Origin of the sequence: Pseudomonas sp. MWU13-2862 (assembly GCF_023242495.1) — a bacterium.
GTDB lineage: Bacteria > Pseudomonadota > Gammaproteobacteria > Pseudomonadales > Pseudomonadaceae > Aquipseudomonas > Aquipseudomonas gingeri_D.
The window spans coordinates 278169-295302 of sequence record NZ_JALMEZ010000002.1 but is presented as its reverse complement, the minus strand read 5'-3'; the positions used below and the strand labels follow the sequence as shown (position 1 = coordinate 295302).

Sequence of the window (17134 nt, the reverse complement as noted above, 5' to 3'; positions counted from 1 at the left end):
GGCACGACAGCGATGAGCCCATTTGCTTTAGGGTGGTTTGTGGGTTGCATTTATCAACGATTTATTGTTGGCAGAAAATACTGAAGGGGCGCAGAGCGGACGGCCCAGCCAGGCGCCTCTCGATAGGCAGGTCAATCTCTGCTCGATAAACAGACCAATTATTTATCGGGTCATATTCAATTGCCTTATTTACGCATTTTAGTCCTTGGTTTTATTAGTTGAAGAGCGCTATACGTAATGTGTCGTATCAGGCGATCAGTAATGTACGAGGAAAAACCAATCGTTCTCCAGGAAAGGATCTATGCACATGGAAGATTTCCACGCCACCAATCCAGATTTTGACAAACATGTCCAAGGCGCCGTGCTCAGTATGCCCGCGGCCAAACTGCTGGGATTTCACTACAACTACCTGAAGCCGGGCTATTGCGAAATCGAGCAGCCCACCCGCAAGGAACTCACCCAGCACAACGGATTCTTTCAAGGCGGCATCATCGGTGCGCTGGCCGATTTTGCCGGTGGCTCGGCCGCTGGCACCCTGTTGCCGCCGGGCTGGATCAATATGACGACAGACTTCACGGTCAAGCTGATCGCTCCGGCAGACGGTGAAAAGCTGCTGGCCAGGGGGCGTGTCATCAACGCTTCGAACAATACGACGATTGCCGCTGCCGACTTGTTTGCCGTGAAACAAGGCACGGAAACACTGTGTGCCACCGCACTGGTGACGATGCGCAATATTCCCCTCAAGGGCTGAAGCGTTTGCTGGCTGATTAAAGCCTTTGAGATCGGCAACACCCCTACGGGTTTGCCGGCCTCAGAGAGCGGCAAGCCGAGCACCAAGCGCATCCAGGAACACCTTCGTCTTGCTCGGCGTAAAGCGCCGGGAAGGCAGCAGGGCGTAGATCGGCGCAGAAGCGCTGTGCCAGCCACGCAGGATATGCACCAGGCGACCTGCCGCCAGGTCGTCTGCCACATCGACACTGGATTTGAGCATGATCCCGTGGCCATCAATCGCCCAGTCGCGCACGGCATCCCCGCTGTTGGCGTGCAGCCGTGAGCGCGGCTGCAGCTCAATCACTTCGTTCCCCGGACCTTCCAGGCGCCAGGGCAGGGACGGGTCGTCGTAGCGCAGACACCCATGACGCTCCAGATCCCGAATACGCTCAGGCTCCCCATGACGTTCGAGATAGGCGGGCGCAGCCACCAGAATCCGGCGATTGTCAGCCAGCTTGCGCAGGATCGCAGTGCTATCCCGAGGTTGGCCGATACGCACCGCGACATCGATCCGTTCGTACGTCAGATCGATCAGGCGGTCGTCGAGCCTGAGTTCGATATCCAGCTTGGGATGGCGCTCGACCAGCTCGGCGACCAAGGGCACCAGGTGAATACGCCCGAAAGAAATGGGTGAGCTGACCCGGAGCATGCCGAACGGCTCTTCACCGCCCATCGTCATGCGTGACTCCGCCGCCTCCAATTCCTCGAGTATCCGATCAACGTGAACCATCAGGGCCAAGCCCTCATTGGTCGCCGACAGTGTTCGTGTGGTTCGGTTGATCAGCCGTTGTCCTGCTCGTCGTTCCAGTGCCATAAGCCGTTTGCTGACCACCGCCAGCCCTACACCCAGATCACGCGCCGCCGCTGACAGGCTGCCGCAGACCAGGATCCGTTGGAAGGTACGCAGCTCGTTGAGGTCGTCCAACATACTATCAACCCTTGTTCAATAATCTATCTACCAATAGCCATATTCTAATCCTAAAGGCAAGAGGCAACACTTCACACACCGGATCAGAAAACCTCTGTTCATCCCATCCCTTGTTTGGAGCCTTGCCATGACTGCTGACTCAGCCCTGTTCACACCGACACTTGTAGGCGAACAATCCGTCCCTCACCGCGTCGTGATGGCGCCGATGACACGCGCCCGCAGCACCCAGCCGGGTGACATCCCCAATGCGCTGAACGCCCGTTATTATGCACAGCGGGCGTCGGCGGCCCTGATCGTCTCGGAGGCGGCGCAGATCTCGCCGCAAGGCAAGGGCTACTCCTTTACTCCGGGGATTCATAGCCAGGATCAGGTGGCCGGATGGCGCTTGATCACCGATGCCGTACATGCCGCGGGTGGGCGCATCTTTCTGCAGCTTTGGCATGTCGGCCGGATATCCCATCCCGATTTCCACAACGGCGAGTTGCCGGTGGCGCCTTCGGCGGTTCCCTTCGAAGCCAAGATCTGGAAGGTGAATCCTGCGACTGGTCTGGGCGAGATGGTGGATTGCCCGACACCGCGTGCGTTGGCCAAAGAAGAAATCCACGGCATCGTCAACGACTTCCGCATCGCCGCGCGCAACGCCATGGACGCGGGCTTCGACGGTGTCGAGATTCACGGTGCGAACGGCTACCTCGTCGACCAGTTTCTGCGCACTACCGCCAATACCCGAACCGATGAATACGGCGGCTTGCGGGAGAACAGGCTGCGTTTCCTCAAGGAAGTGGTCAGTGCCGTTGCAGAGGAAGTAGGGGCTGAACGCACAGCCATTCGCCTGGCTCCCTTCCTGACCGCACGCGGTATGGACTGCCCCGATATTCTGCCGACGATCCTTGAGGCCACTGCGTTCCTGCAAACGCTGGGCATTGCCTACCTGCATCTGGTCGAGGCCGATTGGGAAGACGCGCCGCAGTTCACCGAAGCGTTCCGGGCCGATATCCGGGCGCGTTTCCAACGGCCCATCATCGTTGCCGGCAAGTACGATCTGAAGCGGGCCAATTGGGTCATCGACAAGGGGTACGCCGATCTGGTCGCCTTTGGCCGTCCTTTCGTTGCCAACCCTGACCTGCCAAGACGCCTGCTGGAAAATCTCCCCCTGGCCGAGTTTGCTGGCGACACGCTGTTCGGCGGTGACGAGCGCGGTTACTCGGACTATCCCGCGTGGCCGGCGTACAACGACGCTATTGCCTGATACAGGCACAAAAAAACGCCTCCCGTGGGCGAGCGCGTGAGGGACTGAATCGTCACGGTCTCGCGTGTTTACCCTTTATCAAGGAATCCTGATCATGCAACAACGTTCCAACCTGTTTCGTTTCCGCGTTGCGACCGTGTTCTTCACCCTGGCACTGTCGGGCGCCGTATCTGCCGCGCCCGTGGAGTTGGTGAAGCCCGGCGTCCTGGTCGTAGACAAGAGTCTTGCGCCCGCGCAACTGAAGATCATGGAAACCGCCGCCCGACGTTATGACACGTTCTGGAATACCGGCGACGAAACCTTCGCCCGTGAAGCGCTGGCGGGCAACTTTATCGACAAGACCCCGCCTGCCGGCCGTAAGCAGGGGCCGGAGGGGCCCTTGCTGGCCTCACGGGCGTTTCGTGGCGCGGTGCCTGACCTCCGTTGCGAGGTCGAGCAAATGATCATCGCCGGCGACCGGGTGGTGGCTCACCTGCATTTTCGCGGGCACTTCACCGGCACCTTTGGCAAGATCAACGGCAGCGGTCAAACCGTGGATTTCATCGCTACCGATATCTACCAGATTGAAAACGGCAAGATCACCGCAAACTGGCACATCGAAGATAACCTCGCGCTGATGAAGCAACTGGGGGCGTTATGAAGGGCAGAGTGATGGGGGCATCAATGAGCGGAATATTTATCAATCGATCAGCAGGGTGCCGAGCATGACGATTCAACATCTCGATCACTTCACGCTGCGCACCGCCAAAGTCGCTGAGACAGTGGCGTTCTTTCGTGATGCTATCGGGCTCGAAGAGGGCTGGCGGCCTGCGTTCCCATTCCCGGGGAGTTGGCTCTACTCGGCGGGCCGCCCACTTCTGCATATTGTCAGCCTGGAAAACCATGGGACGGAGCTTGACGCCTATCTTGGAGCACGTGCCATTGCTGAAGGCTCGGGCGCGCTTGATCACGTCGCGTTCCGCTGCAGTGATCTGCAGGAGCATCGGCAGCGTCTGCTCGACCTGGGTTTGCAGTTCAACGAGCGCGTGGTGCCCGACCTGTTGGAACATCAGATTTTTGTAGAAGATCCGAACGGCATGGCAGTCGAGCTGATTTTTGCATGCCCGGCCCATAGCCCTGGGATTTGAGGTTTCCTCTCTCGGGCGGTCGTGATGCATCCTTGAGCGTCGGGTGCAGGATGCATCCTCGCACGGCCTACGGTTTGCGCTCAGCCAGCTCCTCCAGCAGATCGGCGGAGGGCACAAAGAACAGGCCGCCGGTGACCGCAGTGCTGAAATCCAGCAGGCGATCATAGTTGCCGGCGGGCCTGCCGACGAACATGTTCTCGAGCATCTGCTCGACGGGGGCGGGGGAGCGCGCATAGCCGATGAAATAGGTGCCGAACTCGCCCGCGCCAGGCCGGCCAAAGGGCATGTTGTCGCGCAGGATCTTCACTTCCTGGCCGCCTTCGTCGAGGGTGGTCAGTGAACTGTGGGAGCAGCTCGGCTTGACCGACTCATCAAGTTCGATATCGGACAGTTTGGTGCGGCCGATAATACGTTCCTGCGCCTCGACGGTCAGTCCGTTCCACGCCGTCATATTGTGCAGGTACTTTTGCACCAGCACATAACTGCCGTTGGTAAACGCCGGGTCTTCATCGCCGACCATGGTGAAGTCGACCGCCTCGTGACCGGCCGGGTTTTCCGTGCCGTCGACAAAGCCGACCATGCTGCGCATATCGAAATAACGGAAGCCCTGGACTTCATCGACCACCGTGATCGCATCGCCAAGACGGGTGAGCAATTGCGTGGCCAATTCGAAACACAGGTCCATCTGATCGGCGCGGATATGCAGCAGGATATCGCCGGGTGTCGCCACCGCTCGCCGGCCCTCGACGCCCATCTCGCGAAAGGCGTGCAGCGAGGCCGGGCGTGGGCCGCCGAACAGACGGTCCCAGGCGCTGGAGCCAAAACCGCAGACACAGGACAGATTGCCGGCGGGCACACGCTTGCCGACGGACCGCGTCAGGGCGGCGACATCTTCGCACCAGCCGCGCACCTTCTCGGCCGCCTCGCTACCGGGGGCCAAGGTGGCGACGATGAATATCGCGCTGCTGGTGATGGGGCTATAGACCGCTTGCGGGTCAGGCTTGCGCTCGGCCGATGGCGAAAGGGTTGTCATTGAAGGCTCCACAGGCTGCGGGACAGGTTTGAAAGAGTGGAAAATAGCAGATTGCGGTTCTGAGGCTACAATCGAGTGAAGAGCGCGCAAACGCAGTGGAGAAAACCCAGGCGCAGCCGATACACTGCTGTCCTGATTTCTCGAGTGCGTTTCGATGACCCTCACCGACGCTGTCCTCATCCTTCTGCTGGCGGCCCGTATCCATGGTACGGATGAAGCCGTGCGGGCATCGGCCAAGAGCTGTGTAAAGAAACTGCCCCGTGGCAAGCGCGAGTTGATCTACAACGTGATCAACAGCCGCAGCCCGATGGAGATGGTGGCGTTAATGGCCGAGAACCTGCAGCTGGACGACTAGGCTCTGTACGGAAACTGCCTGCGCGACGATCATGCTGCGTTAAAAACAGGCTCGGAATGCTCATTTAGTGGACTAAACTCCGCTTCCTCGCCTGTTTTTGCCTTGCCTGATCGCCGCTCGGCGAGTTTTCGTACAGACCCTAGGCAACCTGGTCGCTGCCGGGCTAGTCGTCGAAGCCGACCTGCTCGTGAATCCCGTCCACCTTCAATTCCAGTCGATAGGCCACGGCGATAAACAGCGCCTGGCACAGGCACAGGCTCGCGCTCAAGGAACGGAAGGCGAACGAGCTGCCCTCATTGACCAGCAGCGCCGTGCTGGCGCGCTTGACCAGCGGCGACAGGTTGCTGTCGGTAATGGTCAGGGTTTTCGCCTGGTGCAATTGCGCGATCCGCAGGCACTGCTGGGTTTCCTTGGCGTACGGCGAGAAGCTGATGGCAATCACCAGGTCGTTGGCGCGCACGCTGCGCATCTGTTCGCGGTAGCTGCCGCCCAGACCCGAAACCAGGTGAATACGCTTGTTGGTGTGCTGCAGGTTGTAGACCAGGTAATCGGCCACCGCGAATGAGCGACGCACTCCCACCACATAGATGTTGTCGGCATTCACCACCAGGTCCACGGCGGCGTCGAATGCCTGGTCGTCCAGTTCCAGGCCCAGGCGTTCGATACCCGACAGCGTGGCATTGATGCATTCGCGCGCCAGGTCGGCGGCGCTGGCTTTCTGCGACTTGTTGTCGATCAGGCTGCGAATGCGCTGCTGGTAGTTCTGTGCCGGTGTGGTCTTGTGGGTATAGGCCTGGCGAAACAACGCCTGCATTTCACTGAAACCGCTGAAACCGAAACGCTGGGAAAAACGCACGATGGCCGAGGGATGCACTTCGCATTCCTGGGCGATATCGCTGATGCGGTCGACCATGATCCGGTCGCTCTGCTGGCTCATATAGGTGGCGATGCGCTTGAGCTGGCGTGGCAGGCTTTCATATTCCTCGGTGATCAGCTGCAGCAGGCGTTCGGCATTGATCGGAGGGCTGGCGATATCGCCCTCGGGTGCGCTGTCGGTCATGGCCGGCTGATCGGTGCGGGACATAGAAAATCCTTCTGGTGTGTGCTTGTGGCTGGGTAGCTGCGCCTAGTCTACAGGGGCGACGCCAATAAAATCTTGAGTGCGGAGTCAGGTAGAGCGATGCTGAAACGATCCACCTTGTAGGCTCCGTCCCATTCGAGTGTAATGGAAAATATATTCCATATAAAAAATAATAGAAAATATATTGAATCTCGCCCTGAGACGTTCTAGTCTGGCCTCACACCAAAAGTGTTCGTGCCTTCATCGCGGCGAACGCAGGCTGATAAAAATAACAGGAGCCAGCATGGGCCAGACTCGTTTTGCCAGTGGGCGTCAATTGGATCTGATCTGCCTCGGGCGCCTTGGCGTCGACCTCTATGCGCAGCAAGTCGGGGCGCGACTGGAGGATGTCTCGAGCTTTGCCAAATACCTCGGCGGGTCCTCCGCCAACATCGCTTTCGGCACCGCCCGCCTAGGGGTGAAGTCGGCGATGTTGAGCCGGGTAGGGGACGACCATATGGGGCGCTTCCTGGTCGAATCCCTGGCCCGTGAAGGTTGCGACACTCGCGGCATCAAGGTCGACCCGGAACGTCTGACCGCCATGGTGCTGCTCGGTCTCAAGGACCGCGAAACCTTCCCGCTGGTGTTCTACCGCGAGAACTGCGCCGACATGGCCCTGCGCGCCGAAGACATCCGCGAGGACTTCGTTGCTTCCAGCAAGGCCTTGTTGATCACCGGCACTCACTTCTCAACCGCCGGGGTCTACAAGGCCAGTATCCAGGCCCTGGACTACGCGGAAAAACACAACGTTCGGCGCGTGCTCGATATCGATTACCGCCCGGTGCTCTGGGGGCTGACCGGCAAGGCCGACGGCGAAACCCGTTTTGTCGCCGACCAGCAGGTCAGCCAACATGTGCAGGCCATCCTTCCACGCTTCGACCTGATCGTGGGCACTGAAGAGGAATTCCTGATCGCCGGTGGCAGCCAGGACTTGCTCACCGCACTGCGCACCGTGCGCGGGCTGACCGCCGCGACCCTGGTGGTCAAGCTCGGCGCACAAGGCTGCACGGTGATTCACGGGCCGATTCCGGCGCGGCTCGAAGACGGTGCCATTTATCCGGGCGTACGGGTCGAAGTGCTCAACGTGCTGGGCGCCGGCGATGCCTTTATGTCGGGTTTCCTCTGCGGTTGGCTGGAGGAGGCCAGCGATGAACGCTGCTGCCAACTGGCCAATGCCTGTGGCGGTCTGGTGGTGTCACGGCATGCCTGCGCCCCGGCGATGCCGACCCGCGCCGAACTTGATTACCTGTTCAACAGCCCGGTGCCGATCACCCGGCCCGACCAGGACATGACCCTGCAACGCCTGCATCAGGTCAGTGTGCCGCGCAAAGCCTGGCGGCAACTGTTTATCTTTGCCTTCGACCATCGCGGGCAACTGGTGGAACTGGCCCATAAGGGCGGTCGTGACCTCAATAGCATCGGTGAGCTCAAGCTGCTGTTTATCAAGGCCGTGGAGCGGGTCGAGGCCGAACTGCGTCAACAGGGGATCGAGGCGGACGTCGGTCTGCTGGCCGATCAGCGCTTTGGCCAGGATTCCTTGAACGCCGCCACCGGTCGTGGCTGGTGGGTTGCGCGTCCGGTGGAAGTCCAGGGTTCGCGGCCGCTGGCCTTCGAACAGGGCCGCTCCATCGGCAGCAATCTGATTGCCTGGCCTCAGGAGCAGATCATCAAGTGCCTGGTGCAATTCCATCCGGATGACGAGCCGATGCTGCGTCTGGAACAGGAAGCGCAGATCAAGGCGCTGTACCAGGCGTCGCAGGTCAGCGGCCATGAGTTGCTGCTGGAGATCATCCCGCCCAAGGATCATCCATCGACCTACCCCGATGTGCTGTATCGCGCCCTCAAGCGCCTCTACAACCTGGATATCTACCCGGCCTGGTGGAAGATCGAAGCGCAAAGCGCTGCCGAGTGGGAACAACTCGATGCCCTGATTCAAGAGCGAGATCCCTATTGCCGAGGCGTGGTGCTGCTGGGCCTGAACGCGCCGGCCGCGACCCTGGCGCAAGGTTTCCAGCAGGCCAGCCGGAGCCGGACTTGCCGCGGCTTTGCCGTCGGCCGGACGATTTTCCAGGAGCCCAGCCGGGCCTGGATGGCCGGTGAAATCGATGATGAAGCCTTGATCCAGCAGGTGCAGGCGACGTTTGTCGGTCTGATCGACGCTTGGCGTTCGGCGCGTAACGGTTTGTAGGCACCAGGCTTTGACGACAACGGGTGCGATTTTCAACGGTATATAGAAAACAATAAAAGGTGCAGCCATGCCCGCTATCCGAATTGGCATCAACCCGATCTCCTGGAGTAACGACGACCTGCCTTCCCTCGGCGGCGAGACACCGCTGAGCACCGCCCTGAGCGAAGGCAAGGACATCGGCTACGAAGGGTTCGAGCTCAACGGCAAATTTCCCAAGGACGCCAAGGGCGTCGGCGATGTGCTGCGGCCGTACGACCTGGCACTGGTCTCCGGCTGGTACTCCAGCCGCCTGGCCCGGCGTTCGGCGGCCGAGGAAATCGACGCCATCGCCAGCCATGTCGAGTTGCTTGCCCAGAACGGCGCCAAGGTGCTGGTCTACGGCGAAGTCGCCGACTCCATTCAAGGCCAGCGCATTGCGCTGGTGGAGCGCCCACGGTTTCACAGTGAACAGGCCTGGCAGGAATACGCCGACAAACTCACCGAGCTGGCGCGCTTCACTCTGTCCCATGGCGTGCGCCTGGCCTATCACCACCATATGGGCGCCTACGTCGAGTCGCCGGCCGACATCGATAAATTGATGGCGCTGACCGGCAACGAAGTCGGCCTGCTGTTCGATTCGGGCCATTGCTACATGGGCGGCGGCGAGCCGCTGGAGGTGTTGCGCAAACATATCGGGCGTATTTGTCACGTGCACTTCAAGGACGTGCGCAAACCAGTGGTGCAACTGGCGCGCAACAACCTCTGGAGTTTCCCGGACTGCATCGTCAACGGCACCTTCACCGTGCCCGGCGACGGCGATATCGACTTTGCCGCGCTGCTGGATGTGTTGCTGGCCGCCGATTATCACGGTTGGCTGGTGGTCGAGGCCGAACAGGACCCGGCTGTCGCACCGAGCTATATCTACGCCAAGAAAGGCTTCGACACCTTGCGTGGTTTGCTCGACCGGAGGACCGGACAATGAGCCTGCTGGTCAAGAGTCACGCCAAGGGCCGGACCCTGGTCGAATTGGCGCCCGGTGTCCTGGAATATGTCGGCTTCGCCGCCTATCGCCTGAGCCTGGGGGAAAACCTGCCGGTCAGCGCCGGTGATAAGGAGCTGTGCCTGGTGCTGCTTGGCGGTCGGGTCAGCATCAAGGGCGAAGCGCCGGGGCAGGGCGCCTTTGACTGGGACAATATCGGCGATCGCCAGTCGGTGTTCGAAGATAAGTCCCCCTATGCAGTCTACCTGCCGCCCGGCAGCCAGGCCCAGGTGGTGGCCTTGAGCGATGTGCAGATTGCCGTCTGTGCCGCGCCCGGCTCAACAGCGGCGGGTCATGGCCCACGGCTGATCACCCCGCAGAGCATGAAGCGCAGCGTGCGCGGCAAAGGCGCCAACACCCGTTATGTCTGCGACATCCTGCCGGACACCGAGCCTGCGCACTCGCTGCTGGTGGTGGAAGTGCGCACGCCGTCCGGGCACTCGTCGAGCTACCCGCCGCACAAGCACGACACCGACGACCTGCCGCACCAGAGCTTTCTCGAAGAGACCTATTACCACCAGGTCAATCCGCCCCAGGGCTTCGTCTTTCAGCGTGTCTACACCGATGACCGTTCCATCGACCAGGCCATGGCCGTGGAAAACAGCGACCTGGTGGTGGTGCCCAAGGGGTATCACCCGGTCAGCGTGCCCTACGGCTACGAGTCGTATTACCTGAACGTGATGGCCGGCCCCAAGCGCGTCTGGCAGTTCCATAACGACCCACGGCACAGCTGGTTGCTGGACCTGTAGGTCCGGCGGCATTTCAACTTTCGGATGGAGAATAAAAATAATGAGTGAGGCTCCGGTTTTAGGCCATTACATCAACGGCCAGGTGCGCGACAGCGGTAGCGAGCGTTTCAGCAATGTCTTCAATCCGGCCACCGGCAGCGTGCAGGCGCGGGTCGGGCTGGCCAGCCAGCAGACCGTCGATGACGCCGTCGCCAGTGCCTTGAAGGCGTTCCCGGCCTGGTCCGAGCAGTCGTCCCTGCGCCGCTCGCGGGTAATGTTCAAGTTCAAGGAACTGCTGGATAAACACCACGATGAACTCGCCGAAATCATCTGCCGGGAACATGGCAAGGTGTTTTCCGACGCCAAGGGTGAAGTCACCCGGGGTATCGAGATCGTCGAATACGCCTGCGGCGCGCCGAACCTGCTGAAAACCGATTTCAGCGACAATATCGGCGGTGGCATCGACAACTGGAACCTGCGCCAGCCCCTGGGCGTTTGCGCCGGGGTCACGCCGTTCAACTTCCCGGTGATGGTGCCGTTGTGGATGATCCCGCTGGCACTGGTCACCGGTAACTGCTTTATCCTCAAACCCTCCGAGCGCGACCCGTCGGCCAGTCTGTTGATGGCCCGCCTGTTGACCGAAGCCGGTCTGCCGGACGGCGTATTCAATGTGGTGCAGGGCGACAAGCTGGCGGTCGACGCCTTGCTCCAGCACCCGGATATCGAGGCCATTTCCTTTGTCGGCTCGACGCCGATTGCCGAGTACATCCACCAGCAGGCCACGGCGCGGGGCAAGCGGGTCCAGGCCCTGGGCGGGGCGAAGAACCATATGATCGTCATGCCCGACGCCGACCTGGACCAGGCCGCCGATGCCTTGATCGGCGCCGCCTACGGTTCGGCCGGCGAGCGCTGCATGGCGATCTCGATTGCCGTGGCGGTGGGCGAGGTCGGCGATGAGCTGATTGCCCGACTGCTGCCGCGTATCGATCAACTGAAGATCGGTAACGGCATGCAGGGCGACAGCGACATGGGACCGCTGGTGACCGCCGAACACAAGGCCAAGGTCGAAGGCTTTATCAGCGAGGGCGTGGCCCAGGGCGCACGTCTGATTGTCGACGGTCGCGGCTTCAAGGTGCCGGGTGCGGAAAATGGCTTCTTCGTCGGTGCCACGCTGTTCGACAACGTCACCACCGAAATGAGCATCTACCAGCAGGAAATCTTCGGCCCGGTGCTGGGGATCGTGCGGGTTCCGGATTTTGCCAGTGCCGTGGCTCTGATCAACGCCCACGAGTTCGGCAATGGCGTGTCCTGTTTCACCAGCGACGGCGGGATTGCCCGCTCCTTTGCCCGCAGCATCAAGGTTGGCATGGTCGGCATCAACGTACCGATCCCGGTGCCCATGGCCTGGCACTCGTTCGGCGGCTGGAAGCGCTCGTTGTTCGGCGATCACCATGCCTACGGCGACGAAGGCCTGCGTTTCTACAGCCGGTACAAGAGCGTGATGCAGCGCTGGCCGGACAGCATCGCCAAAGGCCCTGAATTCAGTATGCCCACCGCCAAGTAGGCGATCTTCATCTTTGTCCGCGGAGAACAAGAATAATGAACCAGCCCCTGCGTTTCGCCCTGAACCGTATGGTTGCCCCACGTTTGTCACTGCCGCAATTCATTGAACTGGCGGTGGCCCTGAAGGCCGATGCCATCGAGATCCGCAACGATCTCATGGGTGTCGAGATCGAAGACGGCACACCGGCCGTGCGGGTCCGCGAGTTGTGCGCGGCCCACGGTATCAAGGTGCTGTCGATCAACGCCCTGTACCCCTTTGATGTCTGGAATGCCGAGCGCCGTGCGCAGACCCTGGCGCTGGCGGCCTATGCCCGTGATTGCGGGGCCGAGGGCCTGGTGATGTGCCCGTTCAATGATCGCGACGATCCACGCTCGGAAGCACAACGCAACGCCGGGTTGCGTACGGCCTTGAGCGAACTGGCGCCGATTCTGCGCGAGTACGGGATTCTCGGTTTTATCGAACCCCTGGGTTTCGAAGAGTGCGCATTGCGGCGCAAGCGCACGGCGGTGGAGGCGATCAAGGCGATTGGCGGGCTGGATGTGTTCCGCCTGGTGCATGACACCTTTCATCATCACCTGGCCGGCGAACAGGAATACTTCCCCGAGCTGACCGGCCTGGTGCATATCTCCGGGGTCGAGGACGCGCAAGCGCCGCTGGCAACCATCCGTGACGGCCATCGGGTGCTGGTGGGCGAGGCCGATATCCTCGGCAACGCGGCGCAGATCGAAGCTTTGCGCAGCAGCGGTTACAACGGCTACCTGTCGTTCGAACCCTTTGCCGAAAGCGTGCATGGGCGGGCGGATATCCAGCAGGCCCTGGGCGCGAGCATGGTCCATCTTCAACAGGCATTGGCGGTGCAAGCATGACCACGACCCGACTGACCATGGCCCAGGCGCTGGTGAAATTCCTCGATAACCAGTACGTCGAGGTCGATGGGGTGCAAAGCAAGTTCGTCGCCGGGGTCTTCACCATCTTCGGCCACGGCAATGTGCTGGGCCTTGGCCAGGCACTGGAGCAGGACAGCGGCGACCTGGTGGTTCATCAGGGCCGCAACGAGCAGGGCATGGCCCATGCGGCCATCGGCTTTGCCAAGCAGCACCTGCGGCGGAAAATCTACGCCTGCACCTCGTCGGTCGGCCCCGGCGCGGCGAATATGCTCACCGCCGCCGCGACGGCGACCGCCAACCGTATTCCCTTGCTGCTGCTGCCCGGCGATGTCTACGCCAGCCGCCAGCCGGACCCGGTGCTGCAACAGATCGAGCAGTTCCATGACCTGAGCATCAGCACCAACGATGCGTTCAAGGCCGTCAGCAAATACTGGGACCGCATCAATCGTCCGGAACAGTTGATGAGCGCGGCGATCCACGCCATGCGGGTACTCACTGATCCTGCGGAAACCGGCGCGGTAACCCTGGCCTTGCCCCAGGACGTCCAGGCCGAAGCCTATGACTACCCCGATTATTTCCTGCAGAAGCGCGTGCACCGCATCGACCGCCGTCCGGCCACCGAGGCCATGCTCGGCGACGCCGTGGCGCTGCTCAAGGGCAAGCGCAAACCGCTGATCATCTGTGGCGGCGGGGTTCGGTATTCCGGGGCGAATGCGGCGTTGCAGGCCTTTGCCGAACGCTTCGACATTCCTTTCGCCGAGACCCAGGCCGGCAAGAGCGCGGTGGTCTCCAGCCATCCGCTGAACGTCGGCGGCATCGGTGAAACCGGCTGCCTGGCGGCCAACCTGCTGGCCAAGGAAGCCGACCTGATCATCGGCATCGGTACCCGCTACTCGGACTTCACCACCGCGTCGAAGTGGCTGTTCCAGCATCCCGAGGTGCAGTTCCTCAACCTCAATATAAGCCCCTGTGACGCCCTGAAACTCGATGGCGTGCAGGTGCTGGCCGATGCCCGCTCAGCGTTGCAGGCGTTGGGCGAGGCGCTGGGTGATTACCGCGCCAGCTGGGGCGAGCAAACACGCCAGGCCAAGGCCCGGTTGGACGAGGAGGTCGACCGGGTCTATCAGGTCGAGTACCAGGCCAAGGATTTCGTCCCGGAAATCAACGACCACATGGACCCGGCGGTGCTGCGCGAATTTATCGAGCTGACCGGTTCCTGCCTGACCCAGAGCCGGGTACTCGGCGTGTTGAACGAAACCCTGGCCGATGACGCGGTGATCGTCGCGGCGGCCGGCAGCTTGCCCGGCGACCTGCAACGCAGCTGGCGCAGCAAGGGCGTGAACACCTATCACGTCGAGTACGGCTATTCCTGCATGGGCTACGAGGTCAATGCCGCCCTCGGGGTGAAACTCGCGGAACCGGCGCGGGAGGTCTATGCCCTGGTCGGCGACGGCTCCTACATGATGCTGCATTCGGAGCTGGTCACCTCGATCCAGGAGCGGCGCAAGATCAACGTGATCCTGCTCGACAACATGACCTTCGGCTGCATCAACAACCTGCAGATGGAACACGGCATGGACAGCTTCGGCACCGAGTTCCGTTTCCGCGATCCGGCCACCGGCAAGCTCGACGGCGACTTTGTCCCGGTGGACTTCGCCATGAGCGCGGCGGCCTACGGTTGCAAGACCTACAAGGTCAGCACGATCGAGCAGTTGCAGGCGGCCCTGGCCGATGCGCGGTTGCAGACGGTGTCGACGCTGATCGATATCAAGGTCCTGCCCAAGACCATGATTCACAAATACCTGTCCTGGTGGCGGGTCGGCGTGGCGCAAGTCTCCACCAGCGCGCGCACCGATGCCGTGGCCAAAAACCTTAATGAGCAACTGGCCAAGGCGCGTCAGTACTGAGCCCTTGCACCGAACAACAAACACGCCAACAGGAGTTTTTCCATGTCTTTAAAGCTAGGTGTCATCGGCACCGGTGCCATCGGTCAGGATCACATTCGTCGTTGCAGCAAGACCCTGCTCAACAGCCAGGTGGTGGCGGTGACTGACATCAACCTGCAGCAGGCGGCCAAGGTGGTCGCCGACCTGCGACTGACCGCCGAGGTTTACCTGGACGGTCATACGCTGATCAATGCGCCGGAAGTCGAGGCGATCCTGGTTACCTCCTGGGGGCCGAGCCACGAGGAGTTTGTGCTGGCGGCGATTGCGGCCGGCAAGCCGGTGTTCTGCGAGAAGCCGCTGGCGGTCACCGCCGAAGGCTGCCGTAAAATCGTCGCCGCCGAAGTGGCCCACGGCAAGCGCCTGGTGCAGGTCGGTTTCATGCGTCCCTACGATGAAGGTTACCGCGCCCTGAAGGCGGTGATCGACAGCGGCCAGATCGGCGAGCCGTTGATGCTGCATTGCGCCCATCGCAACCCGACCGTGGGCGAGAATTACAAGACCGACATGGCCATCACCGACACCCTGATCCATGAGCTGGACGTGCTGCGCTGGCTGCTGGCCGATGACTACGTGTCGGTGCAGGTGGTGTTCCCGCGCAAGACCAGCAAGGCCCATGCCCACCTGAAGGACCCGCAGATCGTCCTGCTGGAAACCGCCCGGGGTACGCGGATCGACGTCGAGGTCTTCGTCAACTGCCAGTACGGCTATGACATCCAGTGCGAAGTGGTCGGCGAAACCGGCATTGCCAGGTTGCCGGAGCCCTCGCAAGTACAACTGCGCAGCGGTGCCAAACTCTCCAACGCGATCCTGATGGATTGGAAAGACCGCTTTATCGCCGCCTATGACGTCGAGTTGCAGGCGTTTATCGATGGTGTGCGTGCCGGCCAGGTCGGCGGTCCGTCGGCGTGGGATGGCCTGGCGGCGGCGGTGGCGGCGGATGCCTGCATCGAAGCCCAGGGCAGCGGGGCGATTGTCCGGATCGGGCTGCCGGAACGCCCGCACTTCTACGGCTAAGGCAACGAATCGAACCGGATGATGCTTGAGCGCGTCGCCCGCGAGCTTTGCCAGTAAGGCCCAAAGATGAAAAAGAAAATAAATTTCTAAAACAGATTGATATGGAAATTATTTTCCAATAAAGTCAATTTCAGGTTGTCGACTGCTGACGATCGTTCGCTTGCCGGTCACTGAAAGAGTCACGTTTGATCCATAAAACCAACAAGAATGTGGAGAAAGACTTTTCATGAAAACCAAGATCCGTTTCACTTCCCTTACCTTGTCCCTGATGCTCGCCAGCGGTGCCGCCTTCGCCGACATGAAGATTGGCGTGAGCATGTCGCAGTTCGATGACACCTGGCTGACCTACCTGCGTGAATCCATGGACCAGAAAGCCAAGTCCATGCCTGACGGTGTGAAACTGCAGTTCGAAGACGCCCGTGGCGATGTGGTCAAGCAACTGAGCCAGGTGGAAAGCTTCGTCAGCCAGAAGGTCGACGCCATCATCGTCAACCCGGTGGACACTGCCGCCACCAGGAAAATCACCGATGCGGCGGTCAAGGCGGGGATTCCCCTGGTCTACGTCAACCGCCGGCCGGATGATCTGAACCTGCCCAAGGGCGTGACCACCGTCGCCTCCAACGACCTCGAAGCCGGGCAGATGCAGATGCAGTACCTCGCCGAGAAAATGAACGGCAAGGGCGACATCGTGATCCTCCTCGGTGACCTCGCCAACAACTCCACCACCAACCGCACCAAGGGCGTCAAGGAAGTCCTGGCCAAGTACCCGAACATCAAGATCGAGCAGGAGCAGACCGGTACCTGGTCGCGGGACAAAGGCATGACCCTGGTCAACGACTGGCTGACCCAGGGCCGCAAATTCGATGCCGTGGTCGCCAACAACGACGAGATGGCCATCGGCGCGTCCATGGCGCTGGAGCAGGCCGGGGTGAAAAAGGGTAGTGTGCTGATTGCCGGTGTCGACGGTACCCCCGATGGTCTGCGTGCGGTGACAAAAGGCGATATGACGGTCTCGGTGTTCCAGGATGCCAAGGGCCAGGCGGTCGGTTCCCTCGACGCCGCGGTGAAGATGGCCAAGCATGAGCCGGTCGAACAGGCGGTGTGGGTGCCGTATCGCCTGATCACTCCGCAAAACGTTGCTCAGTTCAAATAGTCAGTCCGTTCAATAACAACAATAAACAAGCAAGGTCGCACTGCTCGCCTTGC

General features: G+C 61.0%; 16 protein-coding genes. 13 read left to right on the top strand and 3 right to left on the bottom strand.

The annotated features are described in order from the left end of the window. The first annotated feature begins 307 nt into the window (after window positions 1-307). Entirely contained in the window at window positions 308-751 is a 444-nt protein-coding gene (locus M5C56_RS04765; RefSeq protein WP_103498310.1) for a PaaI family thioesterase, read from the top strand. 60 nt (window positions 752-811) lie between these two features. Here the strand turns inward: M5C56_RS04765 and M5C56_RS04760 are convergent, their stop codons facing one another. Further along, a complete protein-coding gene (locus M5C56_RS04760) occupies window positions 812-1699 on the bottom strand; it encodes a LysR family transcriptional regulator (protein WP_103498311.1) in 888 nt (295 codons plus the stop codon). Between the two features lie 127 nt (window positions 1700-1826). Here M5C56_RS04760 and M5C56_RS04755 point away from each other — a divergent pair, with 127 nt between their 5' ends. From M5C56_RS04755 to M5C56_RS04745, 3 genes are all read left to right on the top strand, one after another. Further along, window positions 1827-2948 carry an alkene reductase gene (locus M5C56_RS04755; RefSeq protein ID WP_103498312.1) on the top strand — a complete coding sequence of 374 codons (1122 nt, stop codon included), beginning with the start codon at window positions 1827-1829 and terminating at the stop codon, window positions 2946-2948. 94 nt (window positions 2949-3042) lie between these two features. Then, window positions 3043-3588 (top strand): ester cyclase, encoded by a 546-nt coding sequence (locus M5C56_RS04750; protein WP_103498313.1) that lies wholly within the window; start codon window positions 3043-3045, stop codon window positions 3586-3588. Between the two features lie 64 nt (window positions 3589-3652). Further along, on the top strand, window positions 3653-4075 hold the full coding sequence (locus tag M5C56_RS04745) for a VOC family protein (protein WP_103498314.1): 423 nt from the start codon (window positions 3653-3655) through the stop codon (window positions 4073-4075). Window positions 4076-4142: 67 nt separating this feature from the next. Here the strand turns inward: M5C56_RS04745 and M5C56_RS04740 are convergent, their stop codons facing one another. Next, a complete protein-coding gene (locus tag M5C56_RS04740) occupies window positions 4143-5108 on the bottom strand; it encodes a Dyp-type peroxidase (protein WP_103498315.1) in 966 nt (321 codons plus the stop codon). Window positions 5109-5262: 154 nt separating this feature from the next. Between M5C56_RS04740 and M5C56_RS04735 the strand changes: the two genes are divergently transcribed. Continuing rightward, entirely contained in the window at window positions 5263-5463 is a 201-nt protein-coding gene (locus M5C56_RS04735) for a hypothetical protein (RefSeq protein WP_103498316.1), read from the top strand. A 163-nt stretch (window positions 5464-5626) separates the two neighbouring features. On the opposite strand, the gene M5C56_RS04730 is transcribed toward M5C56_RS04735, so the two are convergent. After that, window positions 5627-6547, bottom strand: coding sequence for a MurR/RpiR family transcriptional regulator (locus M5C56_RS04730; RefSeq protein ID WP_100941621.1), 921 nt, complete (start codon window positions 6545-6547; stop codon window positions 5627-5629). A gap of 280 nt (window positions 6548-6827) precedes the next feature. Between M5C56_RS04730 and iolC the strand changes: the two genes are divergently transcribed. The 8 genes from iolC to M5C56_RS04690 all read left to right on the top strand — a co-directional run bounded on the left by iolC (window position 6828) and on the right by M5C56_RS04690 (window position 17081). After that, complete coding sequence (iolC, locus tag M5C56_RS04725) at window positions 6828-8771, top strand: 5-dehydro-2-deoxygluconokinase (RefSeq protein WP_103498317.1); 1944 nt, start codon at window positions 6828-6830, stop codon at window positions 8769-8771. Window positions 8772-8838: 67 nt separating this feature from the next. Further along, window positions 8839-9732, top strand: coding sequence for a myo-inosose-2 dehydratase (iolE, locus tag M5C56_RS04720; protein WP_103498318.1), 894 nt, complete (start codon window positions 8839-8841; stop codon window positions 9730-9732). After that, window positions 9729-10538, top strand: coding sequence for a 5-deoxy-glucuronate isomerase (iolB, locus tag M5C56_RS04715; RefSeq protein WP_103498319.1), 810 nt, complete (start codon window positions 9729-9731; stop codon window positions 10536-10538). Before iolE ends, iolB begins: the two co-directional genes overlap by 4 nt. Window positions 10539-10578: 40 nt before the next feature. Next, entirely contained in the window at window positions 10579-12081 is a 1503-nt protein-coding gene (locus tag M5C56_RS04710) for a CoA-acylating methylmalonate-semialdehyde dehydrogenase (protein ID WP_103498320.1), read from the top strand. Window positions 12082-12116: 35 nt separating this feature from the next. Beyond that, complete coding sequence (locus M5C56_RS04705; RefSeq protein ID WP_103498321.1) at window positions 12117-12947, top strand: TIM barrel protein; 831 nt, start codon at window positions 12117-12119, stop codon at window positions 12945-12947. Further along, window positions 12944-14875, top strand: coding sequence for a 3D-(3,5/4)-trihydroxycyclohexane-1,2-dione acylhydrolase (decyclizing) (gene iolD, locus M5C56_RS04700; protein ID WP_103498322.1), 1932 nt, complete (start codon window positions 12944-12946; stop codon window positions 14873-14875). The genes M5C56_RS04705 and iolD overlap by 4 nt, the downstream gene beginning before the upstream one ends. Window positions 14876-14917: 42 nt before the next feature. Beyond that, window positions 14918-15928 carry a Gfo/Idh/MocA family oxidoreductase gene (locus M5C56_RS04695; protein WP_103498323.1) on the top strand — a complete coding sequence of 337 codons (1011 nt, stop codon included), beginning with the start codon at window positions 14918-14920 and terminating at the stop codon, window positions 15926-15928. A 226-nt stretch (window positions 15929-16154) separates the two neighbouring features. Continuing rightward, a complete protein-coding gene (locus tag M5C56_RS04690) occupies window positions 16155-17081 on the top strand; it encodes a sugar ABC transporter substrate-binding protein (protein ID WP_103498324.1) in 927 nt (308 codons plus the stop codon). The last annotated feature ends 53 nt before the right edge of the window (window positions 17082-17134 follow it).